This is a genomic window from Mesorhizobium sp. W050, assembly GCF_054719535.1.
Map to the genome: position 1 here is coordinate 4,913,533 of NZ_JBTTIH010000001.1, position 26,640 is coordinate 4,940,172.

At 62.8% G+C, this 26,640-nt stretch carries 25 protein-coding genes; 14 read left to right on the top strand and 11 right to left on the bottom strand.

Features of this window, described 5'->3' with window-relative positions; translation table 11 throughout:
- Nucleotides 1-63 precede the first annotated feature (63 nt).
- From ACYG9Y_RS23575 to gcvA, 4 genes are all read right to left on the bottom strand, one after another.
- Nucleotides 64-1,368 (bottom strand): ABC transporter substrate-binding protein, encoded by a 1,305-nt coding sequence (locus ACYG9Y_RS23575; RefSeq protein ID WP_023683566.1) that lies wholly within the window; start codon nt 1,366-1,368, stop codon nt 64-66.
- 152 nt (nt 1,369-1,520) lie between these two features.
- Nucleotides 1,521-2,963, bottom strand: coding sequence for a hypothetical protein (locus tag ACYG9Y_RS23580; RefSeq protein ID WP_023739693.1), 1,443 nt, complete (start codon nt 2,961-2,963; stop codon nt 1,521-1,523).
- A 191-nt stretch (nt 2,964-3,154) separates the two neighbouring features.
- Nucleotides 3,155-4,459, bottom strand: a complete 1,305-nt coding sequence (gene pncB, locus ACYG9Y_RS23585; protein WP_023739694.1) for a nicotinate phosphoribosyltransferase — start codon at nt 4,457-4,459, stop codon at nt 3,155-3,157.
- Between the two features lie 170 nt (nt 4,460-4,629).
- Nucleotides 4,630-5,598 (bottom strand): transcriptional regulator GcvA, encoded by a 969-nt coding sequence (gene gcvA / locus ACYG9Y_RS23590; protein WP_023671280.1) that lies wholly within the window; start codon nt 5,596-5,598, stop codon nt 4,630-4,632.
- 207 nt (nt 5,599-5,805) lie between these two features.
- Between gcvA and speB the strand changes: the two genes are divergently transcribed.
- The 8 genes from speB (at nt 5,806) to ACYG9Y_RS23630 (ending at nt 12,975) form a co-directional block, all read left to right on the top strand.
- The gene (gene speB / locus ACYG9Y_RS23595; RefSeq protein ID WP_023695895.1) at nt 5,806-6,867 is read left to right on the top strand and encodes an agmatinase; all 1,062 of its coding nucleotides are present in this window, start codon (nt 5,806-5,808) and stop codon (nt 6,865-6,867) included.
- Between the two features lie 83 nt (nt 6,868-6,950).
- A complete protein-coding gene (locus ACYG9Y_RS23600) occupies nt 6,951-7,745 on the top strand; it encodes a transporter substrate-binding domain-containing protein (RefSeq protein WP_023739695.1) in 795 nt (264 codons plus the stop codon).
- A gap of 6 nt (nt 7,746-7,751) precedes the next feature.
- Complete coding sequence (locus ACYG9Y_RS23605; RefSeq protein WP_023739696.1) at nt 7,752-8,408, top strand: amino acid ABC transporter permease; 657 nt, start codon at nt 7,752-7,754, stop codon at nt 8,406-8,408.
- Complete coding sequence (locus tag ACYG9Y_RS23610) at nt 8,405-9,052, top strand: amino acid ABC transporter permease (protein WP_023739697.1); 648 nt, start codon at nt 8,405-8,407, stop codon at nt 9,050-9,052. The genes ACYG9Y_RS23605 and ACYG9Y_RS23610 overlap by 4 nt, the downstream gene beginning before the upstream one ends.
- A 68-nt stretch (nt 9,053-9,120) precedes the next feature.
- Entirely contained in the window at nt 9,121-10,209 is a 1,089-nt protein-coding gene (locus ACYG9Y_RS23615) for an ABC transporter substrate-binding protein (RefSeq protein WP_023739698.1), read from the top strand.
- A gap of 77 nt (nt 10,210-10,286) precedes the next feature.
- Nucleotides 10,287-11,324: an ABC transporter ATP-binding protein gene (locus ACYG9Y_RS23620; protein ID WP_023739699.1), complete on the top strand. Its 1,038-nt coding sequence runs from the start codon at nt 10,287-10,289 to the stop codon at nt 11,322-11,324.
- Nucleotides 11,321-12,175 (top strand): ABC transporter permease, encoded by an 855-nt coding sequence (locus ACYG9Y_RS23625; protein ID WP_023739700.1) that lies wholly within the window; start codon nt 11,321-11,323, stop codon nt 12,173-12,175. The genes ACYG9Y_RS23620 and ACYG9Y_RS23625 overlap by 4 nt, the downstream gene beginning before the upstream one ends.
- Nucleotides 12,172-12,975 (top strand): ABC transporter permease, encoded by an 804-nt coding sequence (locus ACYG9Y_RS23630; protein ID WP_023671272.1) that lies wholly within the window; start codon nt 12,172-12,174, stop codon nt 12,973-12,975. Before ACYG9Y_RS23625 ends, ACYG9Y_RS23630 begins: the two co-directional genes overlap by 4 nt.
- A gap of 183 nt (nt 12,976-13,158) precedes the next feature.
- Here ACYG9Y_RS23630 and ACYG9Y_RS23635 read toward each other — a convergent pair whose 3' ends face one another.
- On the bottom strand, nt 13,159-14,157 hold the full coding sequence (locus ACYG9Y_RS23635) for a LacI family DNA-binding transcriptional regulator (RefSeq protein ID WP_023739701.1): 999 nt from the start codon (nt 14,155-14,157) through the stop codon (nt 13,159-13,161).
- A gap of 195 nt (nt 14,158-14,352) precedes the next feature.
- On the opposite strand from ACYG9Y_RS23635, the gene ACYG9Y_RS23640 reads away from it, so the two are divergent.
- The 5 genes from ACYG9Y_RS23640 to ACYG9Y_RS23660 are packed head-to-tail and all read left to right on the top strand — an operon-like array spanning nt 14,353 to nt 19,061.
- On the top strand, nt 14,353-15,393 hold the full coding sequence (locus ACYG9Y_RS23640; protein ID WP_352543907.1) for an ABC transporter substrate-binding protein: 1,041 nt from the start codon (nt 14,353-14,355) through the stop codon (nt 15,391-15,393).
- 27 nt (nt 15,394-15,420) lie between these two features.
- A complete protein-coding gene (locus ACYG9Y_RS23645) occupies nt 15,421-16,458 on the top strand; it encodes an ABC transporter ATP-binding protein (RefSeq protein ID WP_023739702.1) in 1,038 nt (345 codons plus the stop codon).
- Nucleotides 16,455-17,342, top strand: a complete 888-nt coding sequence (locus tag ACYG9Y_RS23650) for an ABC transporter permease (RefSeq protein WP_023739703.1) — start codon at nt 16,455-16,457, stop codon at nt 17,340-17,342. The genes ACYG9Y_RS23645 and ACYG9Y_RS23650 overlap by 4 nt, the downstream gene beginning before the upstream one ends.
- Complete coding sequence (locus ACYG9Y_RS23655; RefSeq protein WP_023739704.1) at nt 17,335-18,126, top strand: ABC transporter permease; 792 nt, start codon at nt 17,335-17,337, stop codon at nt 18,124-18,126. Before ACYG9Y_RS23650 ends, ACYG9Y_RS23655 begins: the two co-directional genes overlap by 8 nt.
- Before the next feature lie 14 nt (nt 18,127-18,140).
- The gene (locus ACYG9Y_RS23660; protein WP_023700447.1) at nt 18,141-19,061 is read left to right on the top strand and encodes a phosphorylase family protein; all 921 of its coding nucleotides are present in this window, start codon (nt 18,141-18,143) and stop codon (nt 19,059-19,061) included.
- 174 nt (nt 19,062-19,235) lie between these two features.
- Here ACYG9Y_RS23660 and ACYG9Y_RS23665 read toward each other — a convergent pair whose 3' ends face one another.
- The 6 genes from ACYG9Y_RS23665 to ACYG9Y_RS23690 all read right to left on the bottom strand — a co-directional run bounded on the left by ACYG9Y_RS23665 (nt 19,236) and on the right by ACYG9Y_RS23690 (nt 25,693).
- Nucleotides 19,236-20,639, bottom strand: a complete 1,404-nt coding sequence (locus ACYG9Y_RS23665) for an MATE family efflux transporter (RefSeq protein WP_023739705.1) — start codon at nt 20,637-20,639, stop codon at nt 19,236-19,238.
- Between the two features lie 245 nt (nt 20,640-20,884).
- Nucleotides 20,885-21,646, bottom strand: a complete 762-nt coding sequence (locus tag ACYG9Y_RS23670) for an SDR family NAD(P)-dependent oxidoreductase (RefSeq protein ID WP_023739706.1) — start codon at nt 21,644-21,646, stop codon at nt 20,885-20,887.
- A 28-nt stretch (nt 21,647-21,674) separates the two neighbouring features.
- Complete coding sequence (locus ACYG9Y_RS23675; protein ID WP_023683576.1) at nt 21,675-22,487, bottom strand: ABC transporter permease; 813 nt, start codon at nt 22,485-22,487, stop codon at nt 21,675-21,677.
- Entirely contained in the window at nt 22,487-23,350 is an 864-nt protein-coding gene (locus ACYG9Y_RS23680; protein WP_023739707.1) for an ABC transporter permease, read from the bottom strand. Before ACYG9Y_RS23680 ends, ACYG9Y_RS23675 begins: the two co-directional genes overlap by 1 nt.
- A gap of 62 nt (nt 23,351-23,412) precedes the next feature.
- Complete coding sequence (locus ACYG9Y_RS23685) at nt 23,413-24,576, bottom strand: ABC transporter substrate-binding protein (RefSeq protein ID WP_023739708.1); 1,164 nt, start codon at nt 24,574-24,576, stop codon at nt 23,413-23,415.
- Nucleotides 24,557-25,693, bottom strand: a complete 1,137-nt coding sequence (locus ACYG9Y_RS23690) for an ABC transporter ATP-binding protein (RefSeq protein WP_023700452.1) — start codon at nt 25,691-25,693, stop codon at nt 24,557-24,559. The genes ACYG9Y_RS23685 and ACYG9Y_RS23690 overlap by 20 nt, the downstream gene beginning before the upstream one ends.
- A gap of 113 nt (nt 25,694-25,806) precedes the next feature.
- On the opposite strand from ACYG9Y_RS23690, the gene ACYG9Y_RS23695 reads away from it, so the two are divergent.
- Nucleotides 25,807-26,616: a helix-turn-helix transcriptional regulator gene (locus ACYG9Y_RS23695; protein WP_023693096.1), complete on the top strand. Its 810-nt coding sequence runs from the start codon at nt 25,807-25,809 to the stop codon at nt 26,614-26,616.
- The last annotated feature ends 24 nt before the right edge of the window (nt 26,617-26,640 follow it).

Sequence of the window (26,640 nt, forward strand, 5' to 3'; positions counted from 1 at the left end):
AAGCTTCGCAAAAGTGCGAAGCTTGCGTGCCGACCCTCCCCACAAGGGGGAGGGTAAGGCGCCTCACAGCGCCTGCGTCGTATAATCCCCTTCGGCCTCGTAAAGCCCGTCCTCGATCTTGGTCTTGTGGACGACATTCAGCTTGCCACCTTCGACCTTGGAGATGTTCTGGATGCCAAAACACTGGTGGATCTTGCCGTTGAAGGTCTTCGGCCCCTGCGGATGCTCCGGCCCTTCGGCGAATTCGGTCAGCGCCTCGGTCGCCTCGACCAGCTTGGCGCGGTCTTCCAGGCCCTTGTAGCCGGCGTCTTCCATCGCCTTCTTGACGACATAGAGCGTCTCCCAGCAGCCGAACATGTGGGCGGCGGTGGAGACGTCCTTGGGGTCGCCGACTGCAGCGCCATTTTCGTCGATGCCGACGGCGGCGCGGTAGGCTTTCTGCGCGGCCGAGTCATTGGCCTGCGCATAGCGCGGCGAACCTTCCCAGAAATGGCTGCCGTCCAGGAATTCGAGGCCGGGGCTGTTGATGTCGGTGGCTTCGAGCGAATCGATGAAGCCGAACAACTGCGGCCGGTTGGAGCCGTAGAACTCGCCGAGTTCCTTGACGAAGGTGAGCACGGCCGGGCCGACCATGACGTGGTAGATGACTTCGGTCTCGGCCGGGATCTGCGGGAAGTATTTCGTGAAAGATGACTCTGTCGGCGGGATGGCGATCTGGGCGATGACCTCGGCGCCTTGCGCCTTCAGCGCCGGCGGCAGGTAGTCGCGATGGTCGTAGCCGAAGGCGAAGTCGGGGAAGATCTGCGTCACCTTCTTGCCGGCATTGGCCGCGATCCATGGCGCCATCGACTGGATCTGGCTCTTCACATCGGTGATGCCGGGCTGGAAGACGTAGCGGTTGAGCTTGGTCGAAGCGACATGGTGGCCTTCGCTGACGACGAAATAGGGGATCTTGTTTTCGCCGGCGGCCGGGGCCGAGCCGATCACGACATGCGAGAACAGCGTGCCAAAGACGATGTCGGTCTTGTGCTGGGTGGCGAACTTGCCGACCACCTCGGCGCCACGGCCGGGATCGGTGCCGTCATCCTCGATCACCAGTTCGACCGGCCGGCCGTTGATGCCGCCGGCATCGTTGATCGCCTTGACCGCGGCGGCACTGGTCTTTTCGTACCAGCGGCCATAGGCGGCGCCGATGCCGGTGCGGTGCGACTGGAAGCCGATCTTGATTGGCGCCGAACTCTGCGCCTGGCTGTAGCGGACGAAGCCGGGCGCGAGCGTCAGCCCGGCGCCGGCGGCGAGACCTTTCAGCGCGGTGCGGCGGCTAAGGGTGGATTTGGAGAGATCGAAAAACCCATTCTTGTCAGTCACGGCAGTTCCCCTGTTTTTGAGTTTTGACTGGCTGTAACGAGGCAAGGCCACTCCCTTGCAGGAGGGGCAGAAATTGCATGTGTACAAACTAAATCACCAAAGCACAGAGCTTGCAAGCGGGCTTTCCGCAAAGGCATGTGGATCAGCTTGTCTCATCCGGCCGTCGGCGTGGCAAGCAACCACAGGCCGAAGATCGTGTAGGCAATCATCAGCATGGTGAGCGGCAACTGGCTGAGGGCGGCGCGCGATGGCACCTGGTGCAGTCGCCAGGCCAGTCCATGGGCAACGAGCACCGCCAGCATGTGCCCGGCGATGATGATGCCGGCCTGCAGGTTCCACAGCCACCAGGCGGAGTGGGCCCCGGCGACGATGCCGGCCTCGATCTGCATGTCGGCGGCGCCGAACAGGTTCCATCCCAGCGCGAACGGGTCGGACAAAGCGGCAATCGCATACTGGCCGTCGACCAGCAGCGCCGTCAGATAGTGCGCGACATGATAGGCGAGCGCGATCGGTACGATCGACCAGACCAGCAGCCCGGCGGCCTCGCCGTGGGAATGTCGGCTGCCGGCAAGGCGCTGGCCGAGTATGACGGCCAGCAGGAATGCCGCCGCGAGCAGGACGAAGGTCAGCACGAGGCCAAAGCTGCTTATGCCGATGAGCGCGGTGCGGCCGGGATATTCCAGCGGGTTGATGCCGAACAGGCCGAGCCAGAAGAAGGTTTTCGACAGGCCGTCGAAGGACACCGATGACAGGCTGAGCAGCAGGAAAGCGATGCCGCTTGCCGGCAGGGGCGCTGCGCCGAGCAGTTTTGAGCCCGGCCAGCAGAGAGCGAGCCGCCCGTGTTCATCGCGCTCGACAAGGGCGAAGCGCGCCACCATAGCGAAGAACACCGTCAGGAATTCGCCGCGCCGGCTCCAATCGCGGTAGCCAAAGGCGAGCATGGCGATGAAGGTAAGCAACCAGTAGAGGCCGGCGACATAGGCAAGCCGCGCCGGGTCGTCGGGCGCCGGGTAGATCAGCTCGAACCAGGCGAAGGCGAAGAACAGGATAACGGCCGGCCAGCAGCCGAGCCATGAAGGCAAACGCGATTCCTGTCCCTCACGGCCACGAAACTTGAACAGGCGGCTTTCGATCCGCCGCGGGCCATACCATGGATTCAGCCACGACCAGAGATCGCCGAACAGGCCTTGCGCGATGGCAAGGCCGACCCAGAGCAGCGTCCAGATGGTTAGCGGCAGCGGATTGGAGAGCGGGTCGCGGCTGCCGAACAGGCCGGCGGCGATGAGGGTTGCGAAGCCGGCAAAGGAGAGCAGGCTGATGATTATGCGGGCGGTGTCGGCGAATGGGAAGAGCGGCAGGCGGCGGCGCCAGAAGCGGTCGAGGGTTGCGGGTGGCAGCAGGGCGAGGACGAGGAAGCTGACGGCGACGGCGAGCGCGCCGCCGGCGATGTAGTAGCCGGTCGGGAGGAGGAGGACGTGGCCGCGGTCGGAGGCGTGGGCGAAGGCAGGGGTGGGGAGGAGTGTGAGGGTGGGGGAGCAGGCGACATATGTCAGCCTGACGCGATCCTTCACACCCCCCTCTGGCCTGCCGGCCATCTCCCCCGCAAGGGGGGAGATTGGATGTCGCCGGGGCTTTCGCCAACTTTCAAGGGTGAAGAAAGAGGCGCGGTACTCGACGCTGCCAATCTCCCCCCTTTCGGGGGAGATGTCCGGCAGGACAGAGGGGGGTGGGCGGGAACTCACGCTATCGCGATTTCCATTTCGTCCAGCAAGGCACCCGCCGACCCTCAAACCTTGACCAGCTGCTCCACGCGGTCCTTCGCCCCAAAAATCCGGAGATAGCGCTCGATCTCCTTCTTGTCGCCCGTCGCTTTCGCCGGATTGTCCGACAGCTTCACCGCCGGCCGGCCATTGGCCTCCGTCACCTTGCAGACCAGCGATATCGCATCCAGGCTGTTGGTTTTGGTCGGCGCGCAGCCTTCGAAATCGTTGGTGAGGTTGGTGCCCCAGCCGAAGGACATGCGCACCTTGCCCTTGAAGTGCCTGTAGGTCTCCTCGATGGTTTCGACCTCGAGACCGTCGGAGAAGATCAGCAGCTTCTGCCTGGGGTCCTTGCCCTTCTCGCGCCACCAGTCGATGATTTTTTCGCCGCCTTCGATCGGCGGCGCGCTGTCGGGGCGGAAGCCGGTCCAGTCGGCGACCCAGTCCGGGGCGTCGCGCAGGAAGGATGCGGTGCCGAAAGCGTCGGGCAGCACGATCAGCAGGTTGCCGCCGTAGTAGCGCTGCCAGTCCTGCAGCACCTTGTAGGGCGATTCCTTCAATTCCTTTTCCGACTTGGCAAGGGCGGCAAACACCATCGGCAATTCATGCGCGTTGGTGCCGAGCGCTTCGAGGTCGTTGTCCATGGCCAGCAGCACGTTGGAGGTGCCGGTGAAGGCTTCGCCAATACCTTCCTTGAGCGCCTCGACGCACCAGCGCTGCCACAGGAAGGAATGGCGGCGGCGGGTGCCGAAATCTGAGATGCGGATGCCGGGCAGCGCCTTCAAGCGTTCGGTCTTGGCCCACATCTTCCCCTTGGCGCGTGCATAGAGCACGTCAAGCGCGAAGGGACCGAAGGCGCGCATGGCGGCGCGGGAACGAAGCTCGTTGATGATCGCCAGCGCCGGGATTTCCCACAGCGTAGTGTACATCCAGGGGCCACTGAAGGAGAGCTCGTACTGCCCGTCGCGCTTGGACAGCTCGTAGTCGGGCAGCCGAAAACCTTCCAGCCAGGCGAGGAATTCCGGCTCGAAGATCTGCTTGCGGCCATAGAAATTGTTACCGCCAAGCCAGATCATCTCCTTCTTGGAGAAGCGCAGCGTGCGGGCATGGTCGAGCTGGTCGCGCAATTCGCCTTCGTCGATGTCGTCGGCAAGCCGCACCGAGGTGGTGCGGTTGATCAGCGAAAAGGTGGCGTCGACCTTGGGGTACATGCCCCAGATCATCTGCAGCATCAGAAGCTTGTAGAAATCGGTGTCGAGCAGGCTGCGGACGATCGGGTCCAGCTTCCAGGTGTGGTTATAGACGCGCCGCGCTATATCGGTTCTTGCCATGTCCTGCCGTCGCCTTCGCTGCTCACGTCTGTCTTACGCAATTCCGGACGGGAAACCGCCGCACTCGTTTCCTGGAATTGCCGGGCAAGAGCTTAGTAGCATTGAATTTTTGAAAGCGCTTCCCGCTTTCCGGGCTGGCCCGACAAAAAGCAGTCGCTCCCGGTCCAGCCTCAACTCTTGGCGCCCACCACCCGCAGCGCCGGACGCTTCCGGCGGCTGCCGATGCGGCCGGCCACCGGCGCGTCGGCGCGGCTGTCGGCCTGTTCCTTTTCGGCGAACAGCCAGTCGACGAACAATTGCACGATCGGCGCTGAACGCATCTCGTTGCGGCAGACGACATAGAAATCGTCGACCGCCGGCACCGACAGGCTGAACGGCGCCACCAGCAGGCCCCTGGCGAGCAGCATGCTGGCGGTGACGGAATCGCCGAGCGCCACGCCATGTCCGTGCACCGCGGCTTCGATCGCGGTGCGGGCGTCGCCGAGATGGTGGCGGCGGCCACGTTCGAGGTCGAGCCCATCGGCGGCGGCCAGCCAGGTGTGCCATTCGCGGCCATCATCGCCATGCAGGATGACATGGCCAGCAAGATCCCGGCAGATGCGGAGCGGCCGGTTGTTGATCAGCGTCGGGCTGACCACCGGGAACAGTTCGAGGCCCGACCATTTGCGCATCCAGCAATCGGTCCAGCTGCCGTCGCCATAGAGCACGCAGACATCGACCTGTGGGGCGCGGATGTCCTTGGGGTCGTTGGACGGGATCAGCGTCAACCTGATATCAGGATATTGCGCCATGAAGCTGCCGAGCCGCGGCGTCATCCACAGAAGCAGCAGCGCCGGCACGCAGGAGACCGACAGCGTACCGGCGCTGGCTGGCCTGGTCATGCGCTGGGTGGCGGCGGCGATGCCGTCGAAGGCGGTCGAGACCGCCGGCAGCAATTCGGCGCCGTGCGGGGTGAGCTTTACCCGCTGTCCGGTGCGTTCGAACAGTTTTACGCCGAGTGATTGCTCGAGCGCCTTGATCTGGTGGCTGATCGCGCCGTGGGTGACGTTGAGCTCACTCGCCGCCTTGGTCAGCGAGGCATGCCGCGCCGTCGCCTCGAAGGCGCGCAAGGGATTCAAGGGGGGCAGACGCTTGGCCATGAGCAACCGGATACTCTGTGAGATTTTCTCACAATCAGCACCGTAACAATATCAATTGATTTTTCAATACGGCTGCCGGACACTTTGGCAGGTCAACAGCATCAATGACGTGAAATCTACAGGCAGCCAGCGGGACAGCGACCCGGCCGGATAATGGTCAGTTTGCAGACGCTGCCGCATGCACCAGCCCGGCAGGAGGAGACCGACATGGGTTATGACAGAGGCAAGCTCGACGCGCTGCGCCGCAAGTATGGCGAGAGCCATGGCGGCGAGATGTTCGACCCGAAGTTCCGCAAGGTCGCCGACAAGATCTTCTCCAAGAGCGGCACCCGACTCGCGCCCTATGCCGGCATCCCGACCTTCCTCGCCGCGCCCTATCGCGAAATCGCAGCCGACAATCCCGATTTCGGCGATTTGCAGGTGGCGATCATCGGCGTGCCGATGGATCTCGGCGTCACCAACCGGCCCGGCTCGCGCTTCGGGCCAAGGGCGCTGCGCGCCATCGAGCGCATCGGCCCTTACAATCATGTGCTGGAATGCGCGCCGACGCATGAGCTGCGCGTCGCCGACATCGGCGATACGCCGTTCCGCAGCCGCTACCGGCTGGAGGTCAGCCACGAAGACATCGAGCGCCGCACCAACCAGATCGTCGATGCCGGCGTGCTGCCGCTTTCGGTCGGGGGCGACCACTCGATCAGCCATCCGATCCTGAAGGCGGTCGGCAAGAAGGCGCCGGTCGGCATGATCCATATCGACGCCCATTGCGACACAAGCGGGCTGTTCGACATGACCAAGTTCCATCATGGCGGACCGTTCCGCAACGCGGTGCTGGACGGCGTGCTCGACCCGACCCGCACTATCCAGATCGGCATCCGCGGCTCGGCGGAGTATCTGTGGGAGTTCACCTATGAATCCGGCATGACGGTCGTGCATGCCGAAGAGGTGACGGGTCTCGGCATCCCGGCCATCATCGAGAAGGCGCGCAGAATAGTCGGCGACGGCCCGACCTACATTTCCTTCGACGTCGACAGTGTCGATCCGGCCTTCGCGCCGGGTACCGGCACGCCGGAAATAGGCGGCCTGACGACGCGCGAGGTGCTCGAACTGCTGCGCGGCTTGAAAGGTCTCAACATTGTCGGCGGCGATGTCGTCGAGGTGGCGCCGCAATATGACGCGACCACCAACACCGCCCATGTCGGCGCCCAGGTCCTGTTCGAGATCCTGAGCCTGATGGTGTTCAGCCCGGCGATCACCGGCAAGGGGGCCTGACGGATTTCACACGCAAAGGCGGCCGCCGCGCTGGAGCCGGCGGCCGTTTCCAAAACAAACAAGCTTCCAGAAGGGGAATACCAATGACAATCCAAATGAAATCAACCATCGCCGCCGCGCTGATGCTCGCCGGCCTCGGCTTCGCCTCCCAGGCCCATGCCGACGCCGTCGACGACATCACCAAGGCCGGCGCCATCAATGTCGGCATCTTCTCCGACTTTCCGCCCTTCTCCTCGGCCAGCGCCGATATGAGCATCAAGGGTTACGACGTCGACGTCGCGCAGGCGATCGCCGATTCACTCAAGGTGAAGCTCAATCTGGTCAGCGTCACCGGCCAGAACCGCATCCCGTATCTCACCGACAAGCGCGTCGATATCCTGATGAGCGTCGGCTATTCCAAGGAGCGCGAGGAGGTGATCGATTTCGCCGCCGCCTACGCGCCCTACTACATCGCCGTCATCGGTCCGGCAGCGCTCTCCGTCAAAGGCAAGGAAGACCTTGCCGACAAGTCGATCGCCGTCAATCGCGGCACGCTGGAGGATACGTCGCTGACCGAAGCGGCGCCGGCATCGGCCGACATCAAGCGCTTCGACAACTACAATTCCGTCATCCAGGCCTTCATCTCGGGCCAGACCCAGCTGATGGTGGTCGGCAATGATGTCGGCGCCCAGGTGCTGGCCAAGCAGGACGCGCTGAAGCCGGAGCAGAAGTTCCAGCTTCTGACCTCGCCTTCGCATATCGGCCTCAACAAGAAAGAGGACCGGCTGAAGACGGCGGTCAATGATGCGGTTGCCAAGATGCTGGCCGACGGCAAGCTCGATGAGAGCTCGAAGGCCTGGCTGAAGACGCCGCTCAATCCCGACAACCTCAAGGATTGAGTTCTCGTGGCCTTTGCCTGGCTCCCAGGTGCTGTGGGCGACATCGCGCGCGGCGCGGCCACGACGATCCTGTTGATCGTCGTGACCACGCTCGTGGGCACGCTGCTCAGCATCCTGGGCGCTGCCGGCCGGCGCAACGGCCCGGTATTCGTGAAGCGCGCCATCGCGGTCTATGTCGAGGTGATGCGCAACACGCCGTTCCTGGTGCAGCTGTTCTTCATCTTCTTCGGCCTGCCCAGCCTCGGCATAAGGCTCGATCCGATCCTGGCAGCCATGTTGGCAATGACGCTCAACATGGCGGCCTACACGATTGAAATCGTCGGCGCCGGTCTCGATGCCGTGCCCGGCGGACAAACGGAAGCCGCCTTGGCACTCGGGCTTCGGCCACGCCAGGTGTTTGTCAAGATCGTGCTGCCGCAGGCGCTCAAGGTGATCTATCCGGCGCTGACCAGCCAGATCGTCATCATGATGCTGGAATCGGCCGTGGTGTCGCAGATCGCCGTGCGTGAGCTGACCTATGAGGCCGACATGCTGCAAGCCCGCACCTTCCGGTCCTTCGAAACCTATTTCGTCGTGACCGTGGTCTACCTCGTCCTGTCCATGGCCTTGCGCCGGCTGCTGGTCACAGGCGGGCGCCGCGTGTTGGGGGCAGGTGTCACATGATCGAATTCACCTTCTGGGACATCGTTCGCAATCTGCTGCTCGCCGCCCGCTGGACGGTGCTGTTGTCGCTGGCGGCCTTTGTCGGCGGCGCGCTGGTCGGGCTGATCGTGCTGTTCTTCAGGATCGCAGAGAATAAATGGAGCCAGCGGGTCGCTTCCGGCTACATCGCCCTGTTCCAGGGAACGCCGCTGTTGATGCAGCTGTTCCTGATGTTCTTCGGCCTGCCGATGCTCGGCCTGCGCATCGAGCCATGGACGGCAGCGGTGCTCGGCCTGACCTTCTTCGCCAGCGCCTATCTGGCCGAGATCTGGCGCAGCGGCGTCGATGCGCTGCCGCTGGGACAGTGGGATGCCGGCGCCAGCCTCGGCCTGCACCGTCTGCAGGAGCTCAGGCTGATCATCCTGCCGCAGGCGTTCTCGATCACAAGGGCGCCGATCGTCGGCTTCCTGGTGCAGTTGATCAAATCGACGGCGCTGACCTCGATCATCGGCTTCGAGGAGCTGGTCAGAACCTCCAACGCCATCAACAACGCCACCTTCGAACCGTTCAAGGTCTACGGGCTGGTGGCGCTGATCTTCTTCGTCATGTGCTTTCCACTGACGCAATACGCCCGTACGCTCGAACAACGAGCGGCGGCCCACTGACGCCAGGCGGCGACAGTGCGTGAAGGGAACCTGCCGGAATAGAACGGCATCAACTGAGGAGAAACCAGATGAACAGACTGATTGGAAAATCCCTGACACGGCGCGGCATGCTTGGTGCGGGCCTCGCTACAGCCGGCGTGCTGGCCATGCCGTCGATCCTGCGCGCGCAGGACAAGTCGCTGAAGGTCGGCGTCTATGGCGGCTACTTCAAGAAATCCTTCGACGAGCACGTCTTCCCCGATTTCACCAAGGCCACCGGCATTGCAGTGGAATCGGTCGCCGAGCCGACCGGCGAAGCCTGGCTGGTGCAACTCGAACAAGCGTCCAAGGCCGGCCAGGCGCCGGCCGACCTTTCGATGATGTCGCAGACCTCGACGCTGAAGGGCCAGTCGACCGAATTGTGGACGCCGCTCGATACGTCGAAGTTCAAGCACTACAACGACCTCTTGCCGCGCTTCGTCAACAAATATCCGGATGGCCGGGTCGCCGGCATCGGCGCCGTCGCCTGGTGGATCACGCTGGTCTCCAACACCGACGTCTACAAGGATGCGCCGACCTCATGGGAGACGCTGTGGGACAAGGCCAATGAGGACAAGCTTGGCCTTCTGGCACTTGCCTCGAACTCGTTCCTGCTCGAAGTGACGGCAAAGACCTTCATGGGCGGCACCAATGCGCTCGACACCGAGGACGGACTGAACAAGGCGTTCGAAAAGCTCGCCGAGCTCAAGCCGAATGTCCGGCTGTGGTATCGCGACGAGGCGCAGTTCGAGCAGGCGCTGAAGTCGGGCGAGATCCCGATGGGCCAGTATTATCACGACGTCACCGGCCTCGCGGTCGCCGACGGCTTCCATGTCCGCTCGACCTTCCCGAAAGAAGGCGGCATCCAGGACTCCGGCAATTGGGTGCTGTCGCGCGCCTCGACCAAGGTCGACGAGGCGCATGCCTTCATCGACTATATGAGCCAGCCGTCGATGCAGGGCCTGATGTCGCGCAAGGTCGGCACCACGCCGACGCTGAAGAAAGAGGTGCTCGACCTCAAGCCGGAAGAGTTCGCCGCGGTGTCGTCGGATATCGACCCGATCATCCCGCGCTACGACCTCTATACGTCGAAGGCCGACTGGATCAACCAGAAGTGGACCGAGCTGATCGTCGGCTGAGCCGTTCGATCCGTCTGAACCACAGCGGCCGCCGGCATAGTCCGGCGGCCCCTTAGCAAACCCTCCAAGGGATGAGCATGTCCGGACTAGACATCAACGCCGTCACCAAAAAATTCGGCAACTTCGCCGCCGTCGACAATGTCCAGCTCAACGTGCCGCATGGCACGTTCGTGTGTCTGCTCGGCCCGTCGGGCTGCGGCAAGACCACGCTGCTGCGCATGATTGCCGGACTGGAGGAGCCGACCAGCGGCGCCATCGTGCTCGACGACGAGGACATCACGCCTTTGCCGACGCACAAGCGCAATCTCGGCATGGTGTTCCAGTCGCTGGCGCTGTTTCCGCATCTCTCCGTCGGCGACAACATCGCCTATGCGCTGCGCATTCGCGGCGCCTCGAAGGAGGAGCAGAAGAAACGCGTCGACGAGTTGCTGGGCCTCATCCATCTGACCGGCTTTGCCGACCGTCCGGTGGCCAAACTGTCGGGCGGTCAGCGCCAGCGCGTGGCAATTGCGCGGGCCTTGGCGCTGTCGCCGAAACTGTTCCTGCTCGACGAGCCGCTGTCGGCGCTCGACGCCAAATTGCGCGAGGCCATGCAGGTGGAACTGCGCCAGTTGCAGCAGCGGTTGGGCATCACCACCATCGTCGTCACCCACGACCAGCGCGAAGCCATGACCATGGCCGACCTGGTCGTCGTCATGGGCCACGGCAGAATCCTGCAGGCGGCGCCGCCGATCGAGATCTACCGCAAGCCGGCCGACGCCTTCGTCGCCGACTTCATCGGCATCACCAATCTGCTGCCGGCCGAGATCGACAGCACCGGGCGTACCACCATTCTGGGCACAGCCATTCCAGGTCTTGCCATGCCGGCGGGTCAGACCAAAGCGTCTGTTTCGGTCCGCCCGGAGGACGTGCATCTGGGCAGCCCCGGCGGCTCGGCCATTACCGGAGAGGTGAGCTTCGTTCGCGATCTCGGCGGCACCATCGAGACCTTCGTCGACGTCGGCGGCACCAGCATCATTGCGGTGACGACGCCGCGCGAGCGGCATGACGTGCCGGTCGGCGCCAAGGTCGGGGTCACGCTGCCACCGGCAAGCTGCGTGGTGCTCGGCGCATGAGACGCGAAGCCCCGAAGTCCATAGCCGACTATACGCCACTGTTCTTTCCGGCGCTGATGCTGATAGTCTTCTTCGTCGTGCCCTTCTCGACGATGATCGCGGTGAGCTTCTTCAAGCGCAACCCGTCCGGTTTCTACACGCCGGATTTCGTGTTCGACAATTACGCCCGCTTCCTGTCGGTGTTCTTCGGCGGCGTGCTCGGCTTTTCGCTGCTGCTGGCGGTGCTGGTCGCCGTCTGCTGCGTGGCCATCGCCTTTCCCTTCACCTACCTTTTGACCCGCCGGCCGCGCCGCGTGCAGACGCTGTGGCTGGTCGGCCTCCTGTCGGTGCTGTCGCTGTCGGAAGTCATTATCGGCTTTGCCTGGTCGACGCTGTTTTCGCGCACCGCCGGCATCACCAATTTGTTCGTGTCGATCGGGCTGATGGACAAGCCGGTGGCGCTGCTGCCGACCTTTGGCGCGGTGCTGACCGGCATGGTCTACCAGGCGCTGCCCTATACGATCCTGGTGCTGTACCCCGCCCTCGTGCGCCTCGACCCGACATTGCTCGAGGCAGCGCGCACGCTCGGCGCCTCGCCGATCCGCGCCTTCTTCAACGTCGTCGCGCCGGCATTGCGCAACACCATTGTGGCGACACTGATCATGGTCTTCGTGTTCGCCCTCGGCTCGTATCTTTTGCCGCAGATTCTGGGACGGCCGCAGCACTGGACGCTGTCGGTGCTGATCACCGACCAGGCGATCTACCAGTCCAACATGCCGTTCGCGGCCGCAATGGCGGTGTTCCTGGTGCTGATCTCGCTGGCGCTGGTCGGACTGACGCTGCTCGTCGGACGAAGGGAGAACGCCCTATGACCGCGACCTTGCTGCGCCGTGTCTATTTCACCATCGTCGCGCTGTTCCTGGCGGCGCCGCTGATCGTCGTCGCCGGCGTGTCGGTGAATTCGCGGCAGGAGCTCTCCTTCCCGCCGGTCGGTTTCTCGCTCGCCTGGTACGCTCAGATCTTCACCGATCCGGAATGGCGGCTGGCGCTGATCCATTCGGTGACGCTGGCCGTCTGCTCGGCGGCCATTGCCGTGGCGGTCGCGCTGCCCCTGGCTTGGTTCCTGTGGCGGCGCATCGCGCCATGGGCGAACATCTTCCAGGTGCTGGGGCTTGCCCCCTTCATCCTGCCGCCGGTCATCACAGCGCTCGGCTTCCTCTCCTTCTGGGCGACGGTCGGGCTGTTCGGCCAGTTCTTCACCGCCATCATCAGCCACGCCATCTTCTTCGTCACGCTGCCGCTGGTGACGCTGTCGCTGGGCTTTGCCTCGATCGACCGCTCGCTGGTAGAGGCCGCCGCCACCATGGGCGCCGACGACCGCACAGTGCTGAAAACCGTGGTGCTGCCGTTGATCCTGCCCTACCTCGTCTCGGGCTACGCCTTCGCCTTCGTCTTGTCGCTCAACGAATACATCGTCGCCTACATGACGATCGGCTTCACCACCGAGACGCTGCCCATCAAGATCTTCAACGCGCTGCGCTATGGCTACACGCCGACCATGGCTTCGGTGTCAGTGTTCTTCGTCGCGGTGGCGGCACTGGTGTTCGGCTCGATCGCCAGGTTCGGCGATATTCGCAGATTGCTCGGCGCGATGTCGTCCGACGGGAGCTGAGCGCAATCATTCTAAGTAACAGCACCAGTACAGCACCCCTCGATCGCTGCTCAGACCACCAATGCCATTAAGGTGCTGAGTGCACCCTATGCACTCGCGCAGGCGGCAGCTTCGCGCCTCATCTCGGACTCAGGGGTGAACCTAAGTGCTCCTCGAAAGCGGACAACTGACTTCTTCGCCCGACTATTCGCCAGGGTCGAACTCACCTTTGAACAAGACTGTCTCCACCGGCCCGAGGGGATTGACGATCCGGCTCTCCAGGACTTCGACAAGTTTGCGTCCGACACCCGCTATATCGACGAAATGAACGCCGATCTTCGCAGGCAAGAAACGTGACAGCCGCGTGCTGTCCCGAGTGACAATGTGGATGTCACTCCCTGGCGCGAGACCTCTTCTGCCAAGAGCGTGTAGTGCCCCCAAAAGGCCCAGTTCGTTGGCGCAAGCCAAGCCCGTCGGCGGATCTGACCAGGCCAGCATGCGATCGAACCAGGCTGCGCTCGATTCCATGGTGAACATTCCATGACCGATCAGCGACTGGTCGATCGGAATACCAGCCTCGGCCATTGCCCTTCCATACCCGGAAAGACGCATGGCACTCGCCTGGTCGCCCGGAACGAGAAGTTGCAGCGCAATGCGTCGGCAGCCCTTGTCCACGAGCCGCCGGGTCGCCTCGTAGGCAATCTGTTCATTGTCGATGTCGACATAAGGATATGCTGTATCCAGGTCAGTTCTTCCAAACGCGACGAATGGCATGCCTCTATCCAGCAATAGCTTAACGCGTGGATCACCCGAGACCATGCGCGTGATAATCAGTCCGTCTGTGCTGCCCGCCTGAAGCTGTCGCTGCACACTCTCGATGGGGTCATCATCGGGCGTGGTGGAGTAGATGGATAGACTATAACCCGCTTGCCGCGCCGCCAGCGTCATGCCTTCGATTAACGGAAGCTTCAACAGATCGGACAGATGATCTTGTGTTTCCATCGGGTAGATTGCTGTCATCGTCAGCGTGCGGCCAGTTTTGAGCGCGAAGCCATGATGATTTGGCACATAGCCGACCCGCTGCGCCACTTCCTTGACGCGAGCGATGGTGGCGGGATGAACCTCCGGCCCATCCTTCAGCGCGCGGGATACCGTGGTCACCGAAAGGGAAAGTTCCGCCGCGATCTGTTTCAGGTTGGTCATGTCGCCCGACCTCATTTGCGAAAGCGCCGGCTGATTTGCTGACTTCCACTACGTGACCGAATTCCACCTCACGGTCAATCCAAGCTCTCGCTAAAGCAGCTTGACTCTCCTGCAATTGGATGCAATCGTAACGTTACGATTGGCAATAATTGGCCATTTTTAGCGCGTCTCAACAAATTCTAGGGAGGAGAACCTATGTCTTGGTTACGCATTTCCTTGACGGCATTCGCATTCTCGGCCGCCGTGCCGGTCTATGCCCAATCAGTCACCATCACGACCGCGGGCGGCGATTATGGCAACGCCATGAAGGAAGCCATGTGGGGCCCCGCTGCAAAAGAGCTTGGCTATGATGTCGGCGAGGAGACCCTCAGCGACGGCTTGGCCGCCCTGAAGATGCAGGTTACCTCGGGCGCGGTCACAACCGACGTCATTCACCTGGGCTCACCGGAGGGCGCGCAGGCCGCCGCACAGTCGCTGCTGGAGCCGCTCGACTACACGATCATCGACCCAAAGGCCGTGCCGGACGGCGCAAAGTCCGACTACTGCTATCCATTCGACTCCTATGGCACCGTCTTGTCGTGGAACACCAAGACCTATGGCGAAAACCCGCCGAAGACATGGGCGGAGTTCTGGGACGTTGCCAAATTCCCCGGCCGTCGTGCGCTGCGTGCCAATGCCCAGGACTCGATCGAGATCGCGCTGCTCTCCGATGGCGTAGCACCGGCGGACGTCTATCCCGTTCTCAGCACGCCAGAGGGTCTGGATCGCGCTATCAAGCGGCTCGAAGCACTCAAGCCGAATGTCGCCGTTTGGTGGACCTCGGGAGCGCAGTCGGCGCAGTTGCTGAAAGATGGTGAGGCGGATTTGGTCGTTACCTGGAACGGGCGGGCCCAAACCGTAAAAGCAGATGGCGGCGCGGCCGACTACACGTTCAAGGGTTCCGTCATTGGCACCGACTGTCTTGCGGTGCCGAAAGGGGCGCCGAACAAGGAAGCAGCTATGAAGCTCATCGCAGCGATGACACAGCCCGCGCGCGTGGCGAAGCTGACCGACTTCATAGCCTATGGCCCGGTCAATCCTGCTGGCTATGAGGGTGGCCTTATCCCCGAGGACCGTCTCAAGACGCTGGCGACCGCGCCTGAAAATGCCGGCACTTCGGTGTTTTCGAATTCAGAATGGTGGGTCAGGAATGGCGAGGCTGCCCAAAAAGCCTTCGATGAGATGATGGCCCGCTGAGTCTCAGCTCTAAGGCTTGAGCACATGATGAAGTCGCTCCCGATCACCATCGACAGCGTGCGCAAGACCTATGGATCTTACGTCGCGCTGGACGATGTCTCGCTCGACATTCGGGCTGGCGAATTCCTCACGCTGCTGGGGCCATCGGGATCGGGCAAGACCACGCTGCTCATGGCTCTGGCCGGCTTTGTCCGGCCGGATTCCGGTAGACTTCTGTTGGGCGATCGCGACATTACCCGCCTGGCCCCGAACAGGCGCAACATCGGCATAGTCTTCCAGAACTACGCCCTGTTTCCCCACATGAACGTTCTGGCAAATGTTGAGTATCCGCTGGTGCTGCGCAAGGTACCGAAAGCCGAGGCCCGCCAGCGGGCGCTCGACACTTTGGACCGCGTGAAGCTCGAAGGTTTGGCGGAGCGCAACATTGCCGCATTGTCCGGCGGCCAGCGCCAGCGGGTTGCGTTGGCGCGGGCGATCGTCTTCGAGCCGCGCGTGATGCTGATGGACGAGCCGTTGTCGGCGCTCGACAAGAATTTGCGCGAAACCATGCAGTACGAGATCCGGCGTCTGCACGATGATCTGGGGATCACCGCGATTTATGTGACGCATGACCAGCGCGAAGCACTGATCATGTCAGACCGGGTCGCGGTGATGAATTCCGGCCGTATTCAGCAGATCGACACGCCACAGCGGATTTATGATCATCCATCGACCCGCTTTGTCGCGGGGTTCATGGGTGAGGCCAACATTGTGGCCCTGGGCGCGGTGCGCAGAATAGACGGCGCCGATGCATCAAGCGAAGCTCTGATGATCCGCGCCGAAAGCTTCCATCTTGATGCGAAGCTCGTCGGGCGAGACGGGGTGGCGCTCGAGGGAACGCTGCGTGCCAAGGCGTTTCGCGGCGAGAACTGGCTTTTGACGCTGGCGCTTGACGGCGGGCAAGAGATTCTTGTCTGCGTTCCGGCGGCGATGGCCAGCGGCTGCGGCGAGCTTGCGACCGGTCAGCGAGTGACCGCATATGCACCGGCAGCGAAAGTTCACGCGATACCGGGAGCAGGAGCGTGACCGTCATCGCCGATCCTGCGCTGGCGGCAGACGCACGACGCGAGCGGCGGTTCTTCCTGTCGCTTTCAGTGCCCGCGCTTTTGATCGTTGGGCTGGCGGCGATCCTGCCCATCGTCTGGATTATCCGGCAATCCTTCGTCACCACAGCGGGTGAATACACCGTCGGCAACTACGAGAAAGTGCTTTCGAGCGGACTGACATGGTCGGCACTCGTCACCACCCTTGAACTGTCCGTGGGCACGCTGGCGATCTGCATTCTACTCGGTACCCCCTTGGCGCTCGCCCTGGCCAGCACCAGACCAAGGATGGCCAATTTGCTGATGGCCTTCGTCATGCTGCCATTGTGGACCTCCATTCTGGTGCGCACCTATGGCTGGCTCGTTCTGTTGCGACGCGATGGCCTGATCAACGCGGCTTTGACCGGTTCAGGCCTGACAGCTGAGCCATTGCCGCTGGTTTACAATTTCACGGGAACGCTGATCGGCATGGTTCACTACATGCTGCCGCTTTTTCTGCTGCCCGTTTATGCGGCGATGCGCGATATGGATGCAAACCTCGTCCGCGCGTCGGCGAGCATGGGCGCCACTCTCGGGCAAACGATCCGCACGGTCATTCTGCCGCTTTCGGCCGGCGGCATCTTCTCGGGTTCGATCATCGTCTTCATTTACACCATAGGGTTTTTCATCACGCCGGCGGTGCTTGGCGGCGGCAAGGTAAACCCTCTTTCCACCCGGATCGAGCGCACGCTATCGACCTTCCAGGATTGGGGCTCGGCGAGCGTCCTGGGCATCCTGCTCCTCGTACTAATGGCGTTGGTGGGGGTGATGTTCCTGGCTGCGCGGCGGCTGATTGCCGGGCGCAGCATCGGCACAGCCCATGCTTGAAGCCTATCCAGATAGCAGGCTGGCCCGCATCCTCCTGTGGAGCTTTTGCGCGCTCGTTATGGCGTTCCTGATGCTGCCGACGCTCGTCGTCGTGCCGCTCTCTTTTTCGGCGTCCAATCTTTTGGAGTTCCCGCCGCGCGCATACTCGTTGCGCTGGTACGAGGCTTTCTTCGGTTCGGCGGCATGGATGGCCGCACTCAGGACGAGCCTGATCCTTGGCACATTGACGGCGATGATCGCAGTGCCCCTGGGGCTGCTGGCCTGCATTTCGATAAATCGGCTCGGCGGAAAGGCCGCCATTGCCATTCAGGGTATTCTGCTAACCCCTTCTATCGTGCCGGGAATCCTGCTCGCTATTGGTCTCTTCTTTGTTCTGGCGGCCCAACGTCTGGTCGGAACGCTGTTCGGTGTCCTGGTCGGACATGTGGTGCTGGCCATTCCGGTCGCCTGCATTGTGTTGTTGCCCGCCTTGGCCCGCTTTGACTGGAACCAGGTTCAGGCGGCGCGCAGCCTGGGCGCAAACTGGGCAAGAGCCATTGGCGGAATAATTGTCCCCCAACTTCGGATAAGTCTGTTGTCGGCCACGCTGATGGCCTTCCTGACCTCGCTCGATGAATCCGTCATTTCGATCTTCGTCGCCAGCGGTCAAAACAGCACGCTGCCGAAGCTCATGTTCCTGTCGCTGCGCGATCAGATCGACCCGACCATTGCGGCGATTTCGACCTTGTGGACCGTCATCGTCGTGGTCGTTGTCCTCGTCGTGACCCTTCGCCAAAAATCCTGACCGAGATTGGAAACATGCCCAACAATCATCATGCAGCCGACGATCTGGCGGATCATTCAACGGACATACCCCAGGTGGGGTTGGCAATCATCACCGGCTCGGCGAATTGGGGGCTCGCCTTTCCGGAAGATGTCGAAGTCGATGGCGTCCGCACCTTGCAACGAGACATGAGTTTCGAAACCCCTTTCGGTCCCAGCGACAATTGGAAACTGCTCGAATTCGATGCATCTATTACCGTCGAGGGCAAAACGAAACGTGCCCTGTGCATGTATTCGCACGGCAATCCCCGAGACCATATCGACCATTCCTGTCATCGCCGCGCGTTCTGGGTCTTGATGAAAGCGGGTGTAAGGCAAGTGCTGGCCTGCTCGACTGTTGGCGCCGTCAACAAGGCGATCCAGCCCGGCGACATAGTCGTAAACGCCGATATCATCGAACTGTCGCAGACCCCGTTTTCACTTCTGCCTGGCCGCCAGAGCTTCGACTGCTCGGGCAAGCAGATCGTATGTCCAAGATGTGCGGCGTTGTTGGCCGAGACCGCCCGGCGCCATTGGCCAGCCGAATGCCGCGTCCATGGCATCGAGCAGCAGTTGGTGGCTGCCCACTGCTACGGGCCGCGACTGACAACTCCCGCCGAAGCTCTGGCGTATCGAAACATGGGAGCGGACGTGCTCAACCATTCGATCGCCCCTGAGGCCACCTTATCGCGCGAGATCGGCGCCTGTTTCGTGCCCCTGGCGTTCGTCACGGCCGGCTTCAACGACTATATGGACCGCGAGCGCCAGAAATTGCTGCAGGAGCACGTGCTGCCGAGCCTCTCTATGACAGCCTCGCGGGTTGCGCTGGAGACCGCGGCGCGACTTCCGGCCAATCCGGAATGCTCTTGCCACGGCTTGAAGTCGCCCCAACCGGCAGAGCGTTCTACCCGGTTCTGAAAAGCAGCGAGAGTCTGGGATCGTTCACTCGCAACGATGCTCGCGTCGAACTGAGAGTCCGCTTTTGAAGGTCCCACGCCCGAAGCGTTCGGCCGCTTCCGGTCCAAAAGGCGACACCAGACATCTGCTCTGCAGTGACTGCTTCGGGCAGTTGGCGGACCGCTTGGTGCGTCTTCAATGGCTGAAGACGAGCGGCGGTGCGATGCGGTCTCGCCGCAGCCAGCGCGCGAGCAGCAGCACCGCCACCACGGCCAGACCTGACGCCAGGCCGATCCAAATGCCGACGCCGTGCAGGCCGAAATGGAAGGCGAGCAGCACGCCGAGCGGCAGGCCGATGCCCCAATAGCCGATGGCGGCATAGATCATCGGCACCTTGGTGTCGTGCAGGCCGCGCAGCATGCCGGCGGCAACAGCCTGCGCGCCGTCGAAGATCTGGAACAACGCGGCAAAGGCCAGGAACGACACGGCCAGCGCGATCACCCTGGCATTGGCCGGATCGGTCATGTCGATGAAGGCGCCGATCAACAGATGCGGCCACAGCACCATCACCAGCGCCATCAGCGCCATGGACGAGACGCCGATGACGAAGGCGGTCCAGCCGGCGCGCGAAACGCCTGCCGGATTGCCGGCGCCGTGGGCCAGCCCGACGCGCACGGTGACGGCCTGGTTGAGACCGAGCGGCACCATGAAGGAGATCGAGGCGATCTGGATGGCGATGGCGTGCGCGGCGAGCGAATCCGCATCGATCAGGCCCATCAGCAGGGCTGCGGCGTTGAAGATCGTCACCTCGAAGGCGAGGATGCCGGCGATCGGCATGCCGAGCCGCAGCAGACCCTTGAAACGCGGCCAGTCGGAGCGCCAGAAGCGGCCGAACAGGCGGTAGCGGCGGAACTTCTTCTCCAGCATCACCACGGCTGCCAGGCCGCAGAACATCAGCGTGCTCGACAGCGTGGTCGCCAGCCCCGAACCGGCAATGCCCATCGAGGTGACGCCGAGATTGCCGAACATGAACACCCAGTTGAAAAAGACGTTGCAGGCGACGGCGACGAAAACGATGACCAACGCCCAGCCTGGCCGCTCCAGCGCCGAGATGAACGAGCGCAGCACGATATAGCCGTAGAACGGTAGCACCGCCCATTCCAGCCAGCGCAGATAGATGCCGGCCTGATGTGCCAATGCCGGCTCCTGGCCCATGGCCAGCAGAATGGCCTCGCCATGCCACAGCACCATCCAGATCGGGATCGAGATCAGGATCGCCAGCCACAGCCCTTGCCGCACGGTGCGGCGCAAATCGCGCACCGAATATCGGCGGCGGCCAAGCTCGGTGGCGATCATCGGCGAGGTCGCCAGCATCAGGCCGAGGCCGAAGATCAGCGGCATGAAATAGAGGTTGGCGCCGAGCGCGCCGCTGGCCAGCGTGTCCGCGCCCAGACGCCCCATCATCATGACGTCGGTGGCGGTCATCGCGGTCTGGCCGAGATTGGTCAGCACCATCGGCCAGGCCAGCGCCAGCGTCGCCCTGATTTCCTGACGCCAAAGATTTTCCGGCGCACGAGCGCCGGCTTCGATCGCAGACATTGTCCTGCTCTTTCCGATTGCGGCGCGTCGGCAACGAGGCCGGAAGCCGCACTTCCAAACGGCAAAACCTTCGGTTTCGCAGCGTTTGCGTCGTTCTATTGGACGAAATGCGGCATGAAGGCAAGGGAGGACGGGCAGCCGGCGATTGAGCCAGAAGCGGGAACCCTCCTATCCGGCTGCCCTTATTTGTTTTACGCAATTCCGGACGGAAAACCGTTACACACTTTTCCTGGAATTGCTCTAGATCAGCCGATGCTTTCGCCGCCGTCGATCACCAGTGCCTGGCCGGTCATGAAGGATGAGCGGTCGGAGACGAGGAACAGGATCGCTTCTGCGATCTCTTCGGCGCTCGCCCAGCGGCCCATCGGAATCTTGGTGCGGACATAGGTTTCGATCGCCTCGCGTCCGCCCATCTGGGCGATGAACGGTTCGTTGAAGGGGGTGTCGACCCAGCCGGGGCAGAGCGCGTTGACGCGCACATTGTGCCGGGCATAGTCGAGCGACATCTGCCTGGTCATCGCCACCACGGCATGTTTGGACGTGGCATAGGCGATCATCTCGCGGTCGTAGAAGACGCCCGAATTCGAAGCCGTGTTGAGGATGACGCCGCCGCCTTGCGCGACCATTGCCGGCATGACCAGCCGCGCGGCCAGAAACTGCGCCCGTACATTGATGCGCCAGGACGCATCCATACCATCGACCTCGACCTCGGTCAGCGTGCCGCCGACCTGGATGCCGGCGTGATTGTGCAGAATGTCGATGCGGCCATACTTGCCGAGAGTGCCTGTGATGAGCTGCCCTACCGCCGCGTCGTCAGAGACGTCGGTGACAATGGACTCGGCCTGCCCGCCAGCCGCGCGGATACTCGCCGCTGTCGCCTCGCCGCTGGTCTTATCCCGGTCGGCGATGACCACCAGCGCGCCTTCCCTGGCCATGATCATGGCGCCGGCGCGGCCGATGCCGGAACCGGCGCCCGTCACCACGGCGATGCGGTCTCTAAGGATCATGAATTTGTCTTTCAGCTGGATGGCTTGTTCAGTTTGACGGCTGGCGCTGGCGCAGCTGCCATTGGGCAAGCACTACCAGAAGAACCGAGGCGACGAGCACGATGGTGGCGATGGCGTTGATTTCCGGCGTCACGCCGCGCCGGATCGAGGCGAAGACATAGATCGGCAGCGTCGTCTGCGCGCCGGCGACGAAGAAGGCGACGATGAAATCGTCGAAGGAGAAGGTGAAGGCGAGCAGGAAGCCGGCGATCACCGCCGGCATGATCTGCGGCAGCACGATCGAGCGAAACGTCGTCAGCGGCGTGGCGTAGAGATCGCTCGAGGCCTCGACCAGGTTGCGGTCGAGGCTGGCGAGACGCGTGCCGACGATTATCGTCACCAACGCCATCGAAAACAGGCCGTGGGCGGCGATGATCGATCCATAGCCGAGCGACAGGCGCGGCGGCTGGTCGTTTGGCCAGATCGAGGCGAGGAACGGGTTGAGCACGCCAAACAGCTGGACCAGCGCGACAAGCGTCGAGATGCCGATGACGACGCCGGGAACGACGATCGCGGCACCCATCAGCGCGTCGAAGACGGCGCGGGTTCTGAGCCCCACCCGCGCCAGGCCGAGTGCCGCCGCCGTGCCGCACACCGCCGCCAGAAGGGCGCTGGTGGTGGCGATGAACAGGCTGTTCTTCAACGCCTCGACCAGGAACGGGTTCGACAGCGCCGTGCCGTACCACTGCACCGAAAAGCCGGTGAACTCGCTGGCATGGCGGCCGGCGTTGAAGGAAAACAGCACGACCAACGCGATCGGCAGATAGAGGAAGGCGAAGACGGCTGTGACGAAGGCGCGCATCAGATCAGATCCACCCTGCGGGCGCCCGACACCCGTGTCGAAATGCGGTTTGCCGCGATCAGAACCACCACCGAAACCGCCACCAGCGTGATGGCGATGGCCGATCCGAACGGCCAGTTGCGCGACTGCAGGAACAGGTCGACCAGCGCATTGCCGATGAAGAACACCTTGCCGCCGCCAAGCAGCGTCGGGATCAGGTATTCTCCGAGCAGCAGGATCATGACCAGCGAGAAGCCGGTCATCACGCCCGGCAGCGACAGCTTCAGCGTCACCCCCAGAAAGGTTGAGAGCGGGGTCGCGCCGAGATCGGCGGAGGCTTCCAGCAGCCTTCGGTCGAGCCGCTCGAGACTGACATAGATCGGCAGGATCATGAGGGGCAAATAGCCGTAGACGATACCGAGCAGCACGGCGCCCGGCGTGTTGATCAACCTGACATCCTCGATGCCGACAAAGGCCAGCAGTGCGGGAATGCCGCGTCCGCCCAGAATGTACATCCAGGCATAGGTGCGCATCAAAAGGCTGGTCCAGAACGGAATGACGACGAGCGCAAGCAGGATCAGTCGCCAGCGTTGCGGCGCCTTCAGGGCGAGATAGTAGGCAACCGGGTAGGCGACGAGCAGGCAGGCAAGCGCGCCCACAGGCGCCAGCATCATCGTGTTCCAGAAGGCGGTCGCCCTTGCCGGGAGATTGGCGTATTGCGCCAGCGTGAAGGTGGCCTGATAGCCGCCCTCCGGCGCCCGCTCGCCGACGCTGAACACGGCAATGGCGATGAACGGCAACACCAAAAACACCACCAGCCACGCTGTAGCCGGAGCGAGCAGCAGCGCTGTCAGGATGTTATGCCGAAATCTGTTGCCGTGCATGGAAACCGCCCCGATGCCGGCGGACATAGGCCCGCCGGTTTTCCGTTTGCGTCAGGCCAGCCTCAAGCCGACTTGAAGCGCGCCATCAGTTCGGCGCGGCCGGGGTCGGTCAGCGTCGCCGCCGCACCAAACTCCAGCGGTGTCAACAGGTCGGCCGCCGGGTAAAGGATCGGATTGTCGAGCACTTCCTTGGGCAGCAGTTTGTTGACCCGCGCGTCGGTCGAGGGCGCGCCATTGGCGAGATGCTCCTTCACAGCAACCTCCGGGGTCATCAGATAATTGAGCAAGGCATAGCCGGCCGGCTTGTTCGGCGCGTCCTTCGGGATGGCGTAGAAATCGGTCCAGATTTCGCCGCCCTCCTTGCCCAAGACATAGGCGATCTCTGGAATATCGCGATGCAGCTGCGCGCCGTCATTCGTCCAGCACATGGTCATCCAGGCGTCGCCCGCCCGCATTCCCGGCTGGTAGTCCGAAGAGACCGCGAACAGATGCGGCTTGACCTTGAGCAGCAGTTCCTCGGCCTTGGCAAGTTCATCCTGCTTCAGCGAGTTGAAGGAATAGCCGTAATATTTCAGCGCGTTGCCGATGGTGGTCAGCTGGTAGTCGTGCACCATGGTGCGGCCATCGCCCTCGGCCATGGCGACGTCCCAGAATTCCTTCCAGCTGGTCATCGGCTTGGCCAGCTTCTTGGCGTTGACGGCAAAGCCCGTGGTGCCCCAGTTCTTCGGCACCGCGTAGGTCGTGCCGTCGATCGTGCCTTCCGAGGTGAAGCGCGGGTCCTCCTGGGAGCTGTCGAAATTCGGCAGCTTGGCCATGTCGAGCGGATCGATGATGCCGAGTTTCTTGTAGGTCGAGATCGTGTAGTTGGTCGGCACGAACAGGCTCCAGCCCGAGGCGCCGGCCTGCAGCTTGGCCAGCATCTCCTCATTGGAGCCGAACACGTTGACCTCGACGGCGACGCCGGTGTCCTTCTTGAAATTCTCGAAGGTCTGCGGGTCGTGATAGTTCGGCCAGGTGGCGATCGACATGCGGTCGCCGAGGTTTTCGGCGGCGAAGGCCGGCGTCGGCATGATGCCGAGCTCGCGCGCCATCACCGCGGTTGCGATGCCAAGGCCGGTGAGGCGGAGGAAGTCGCGGCGGCCGATCGAGCCGCGCTTCAGGCGCATCAGCTGGTCGACGAAGTTCTCAGGGCTAATCGGCAGTCCGTCACGATATGATTTCGACATTTTTTGCTACCCTCTGGTTGGTCCCGTTGTTCTTGGTCTCCGGAAACGCCAGCGGCGTCCCGGAGGCAAAGCCGATGGCGACGGGTTCACCCGGCTTGAAGAGGTTGCCATGGCCGATCACATGGTCGGCTTTGGCCAGCAGCGTTCCGATGCCCTGCACCTCGATGGCGTATTCCGCCGTCGAGCCCAAGAAGATCCGGTTGCGCACGATGCCCTTGAAAGGGCTGCCTTTGGTGGCGCCGAGGCTTAGCGATTCAGGACGCAGGCTGACAGAAACGGTCTCGCCCTGCTGCAAGGCGGTTCGTTTGCGCGCGGCAATGACGGTTCCGTCCGCCAGCGCCACATTGACAAGATCGCCTGTATGCCCGGCAACCTTGCCGCTCAACAGATTGGTCTTTCCGACGAAGTCGGCGACGAACAGGTCGGCCGGCTCGTCATAGATCTCGCTCGGCTGGCCGAGCTGTACGATGCGGCCGCCATTCATGACGCAGACGAAGTCGCTCATCGACAGCGCTTCCTCCTGGTCGTGGGTGACCAGCACGAAGGTGATGCCGATCTCGCGCTGCAGGTTCTGCAACTCGATCTGCATATCGGTGCGCAGTTTCTTGTCGAGCGCCGCCAGCGGCTCGTCGAGCAACAGCACCGCCGGCTTGTTGACCAGTGCGCGCGCCAGCGCGACGCGCTGCTGCTGGCCGCCGGAGAGTTCGTGGATCTTGCGGCGGCCATAGCCGGCGAGCCGCACCATTTCGAGCGCCTCGCCGGCGCGCCGGCCGATTTCCTGCGACGACAGGCGTGGCCGTGCCTGGCGCAGCCCGTAGGACACATTGGCTTCCACATCGAGGTGCGGAAACAGCGCGTATTGCTGGAACACCATGTTGACCGGCCGACGATAGGGTGGCGTTCCGGCCATGTCCCGGCCACGGATGAACACCTGGCCTTCGCTCGGCTGCTCGAAGCCGCCGATCATGCGCAGGCATGTGGTCTTGCCGCAGCCGGACGGTCCGAGAAGGGCGACAAAGGCGGAGGGCGGCACAGCCAGATCGATGCCGCTGACAGCGGTCACGGCGCCATAGCGCTTGGTGACGCCGCGAAACTCGATGTCGGGCACTGCGGTCAAAGTGCTGGCTCCAGCAACAGGGCTATTTCAGGACGCTACCAGAGCCAATGGCGGCTAGTATATACCTCGCTGGTGGTATATCTGATCTATTTTCTCGTTTAAGGGGGTATATTTTGAGTGCGTCCCGCAGCGACGAATACAGCCGGCTCGCAGCCCTTGTCGCGGCGACACGGGAGACGAGCGGCGACCTGTTCGGCAAGGCAATGGTCGGCTGGTTGAGCCAGCATGTCGGCTTCGACCACTGCGTGATCTTCGGTTACCGCGGCGCCTCGCGACCGCCGCTGCTGTTCGAAACCTTCTCGCCGGCCGAGAGCCATGTCTTCGTCACGCTCTATCAGGAAGGACCTTATCTGCTCGACCCATTTCATCACGCGGCGGTGGAGCGCAAGGAGGGGTTCTGGCGCATGCGCGAACTGGCGCCCGACCGCTTCTATGCCAGCGAGTATTTTCGCACCTACTATAGCCAGACAAGGCTGGCCGAGGAGGTCGGCTTCTTCGTGCCGCTGCCCGGCAAGGATGCGCTGGTGCTGTCGCTGATGCGATTGCACGCCTCGGGTCCCTTCGGCACCGCCGATGCCAGGCTGCTGCGCGACATGGCGCCGGCGGTCATCAACTTCGCCCGGTTGCGCTGGCCCGCACTTGCGGCCGAGGAGCAGGACGAAGCGGAGCAGGGCGAGACGATCGCCGCCGTCAACGAGTTCGACCGCGCCCACATTTGGGAAAGCCTGTCGCTGACCCCGCGCGAAAAGCATGTCGTCGATCTGGTGCTGCAGGGGCATTCCACCGAGTCGATCGCAAGAGCCATGCGCATCGTGCCGGGAACGGTGAAGGTCCATCGCCGCAACATCCATCGCAAACTCGGCATCAAATCCCAGGCCGGGCTGTTCGCCCGCTTCATTGAGATCATCGAGAGCCGGCGTTGAAATCGCTGAGGCAGACATCGTTCA

Bases quoted from the DNA above. Each gene is read 5' to 3' on its own strand.
- pncB (WP_023739694.1), bottom strand. From the start codon at position 4,459: ATGGCAAGAACCGATATAGCGCGGCGCGTCTATAACCACACCTGGAAG.
- ACYG9Y_RS23665 (WP_023739705.1), bottom strand. From the start codon at position 20,639: ATGTCTGCGATCGAAGCCGGCGCTCGTGCGCCGGAAAATCTTTGGCGT.
- ACYG9Y_RS23640 (WP_352543907.1), top strand. From the start codon at position 14,353: ATGTCTTGGTTACGCATTTCCTTGACGGCATTCGCATTCTCGGCCGCC.
- ACYG9Y_RS23680 (WP_023739707.1), bottom strand. From the start codon at position 23,350: ATGCACGGCAACAGATTTCGGCATAACATCCTGACAGCGCTGCTGCTC.
- ACYG9Y_RS23685 (WP_023739708.1), bottom strand. From the start codon at position 24,576: ATGTCGAAATCATATCGTGACGGACTGCCGATTAGCCCTGAGAACTTC.
- ACYG9Y_RS23645 (WP_023739702.1), top strand. From the start codon at position 15,421: ATGAAGTCGCTCCCGATCACCATCGACAGCGTGCGCAAGACCTATGGA.
- ACYG9Y_RS23610 (WP_023739697.1), top strand. From the start codon at position 8,405: ATGATCGAATTCACCTTCTGGGACATCGTTCGCAATCTGCTGCTCGCC.
- ACYG9Y_RS23580 (WP_023739693.1), bottom strand. From the start codon at position 2,963: ATGGCCGGCAGGCCAGAGGGGGGTGTGAAGGATCGCGTCAGGCTGACA.
- ACYG9Y_RS23655 (WP_023739704.1), top strand. From the start codon at position 17,335: ATGCTTGAAGCCTATCCAGATAGCAGGCTGGCCCGCATCCTCCTGTGG.
- ACYG9Y_RS23625 (WP_023739700.1), top strand. From the start codon at position 11,321: ATGAGACGCGAAGCCCCGAAGTCCATAGCCGACTATACGCCACTGTTC.
- ACYG9Y_RS23635 (WP_023739701.1), bottom strand. From the start codon at position 14,157: ATGACCAACCTGAAACAGATCGCGGCGGAACTTTCCCTTTCGGTGACC.
- gcvA (WP_023671280.1), bottom strand. From the start codon at position 5,598: ATGGCCAAGCGTCTGCCCCCCTTGAATCCCTTGCGCGCCTTCGAGGCG.
- ACYG9Y_RS23615 (WP_023739698.1), top strand. From the start codon at position 9,121: ATGAACAGACTGATTGGAAAATCCCTGACACGGCGCGGCATGCTTGGT.
- ACYG9Y_RS23620 (WP_023739699.1), top strand. From the start codon at position 10,287: ATGTCCGGACTAGACATCAACGCCGTCACCAAAAAATTCGGCAACTTC.
- ACYG9Y_RS23670 (WP_023739706.1), bottom strand. From the start codon at position 21,646: ATGATCCTTAGAGACCGCATCGCCGTGGTGACGGGCGCCGGTTCCGGC.
- ACYG9Y_RS23660 (WP_023700447.1), top strand. From the start codon at position 18,141: ATGCCCAACAATCATCATGCAGCCGACGATCTGGCGGATCATTCAACG.
- speB (WP_023695895.1), top strand. From the start codon at position 5,806: ATGGGTTATGACAGAGGCAAGCTCGACGCGCTGCGCCGCAAGTATGGC.
- ACYG9Y_RS23630 (WP_023671272.1), top strand. From the start codon at position 12,172: ATGACCGCGACCTTGCTGCGCCGTGTCTATTTCACCATCGTCGCGCTG.
- ACYG9Y_RS23600 (WP_023739695.1), top strand. From the start codon at position 6,951: ATGACAATCCAAATGAAATCAACCATCGCCGCCGCGCTGATGCTCGCC.
- ACYG9Y_RS23675 (WP_023683576.1), bottom strand. From the start codon at position 22,487: ATGCGCGCCTTCGTCACAGCCGTCTTCGCCTTCCTCTATCTGCCGATC.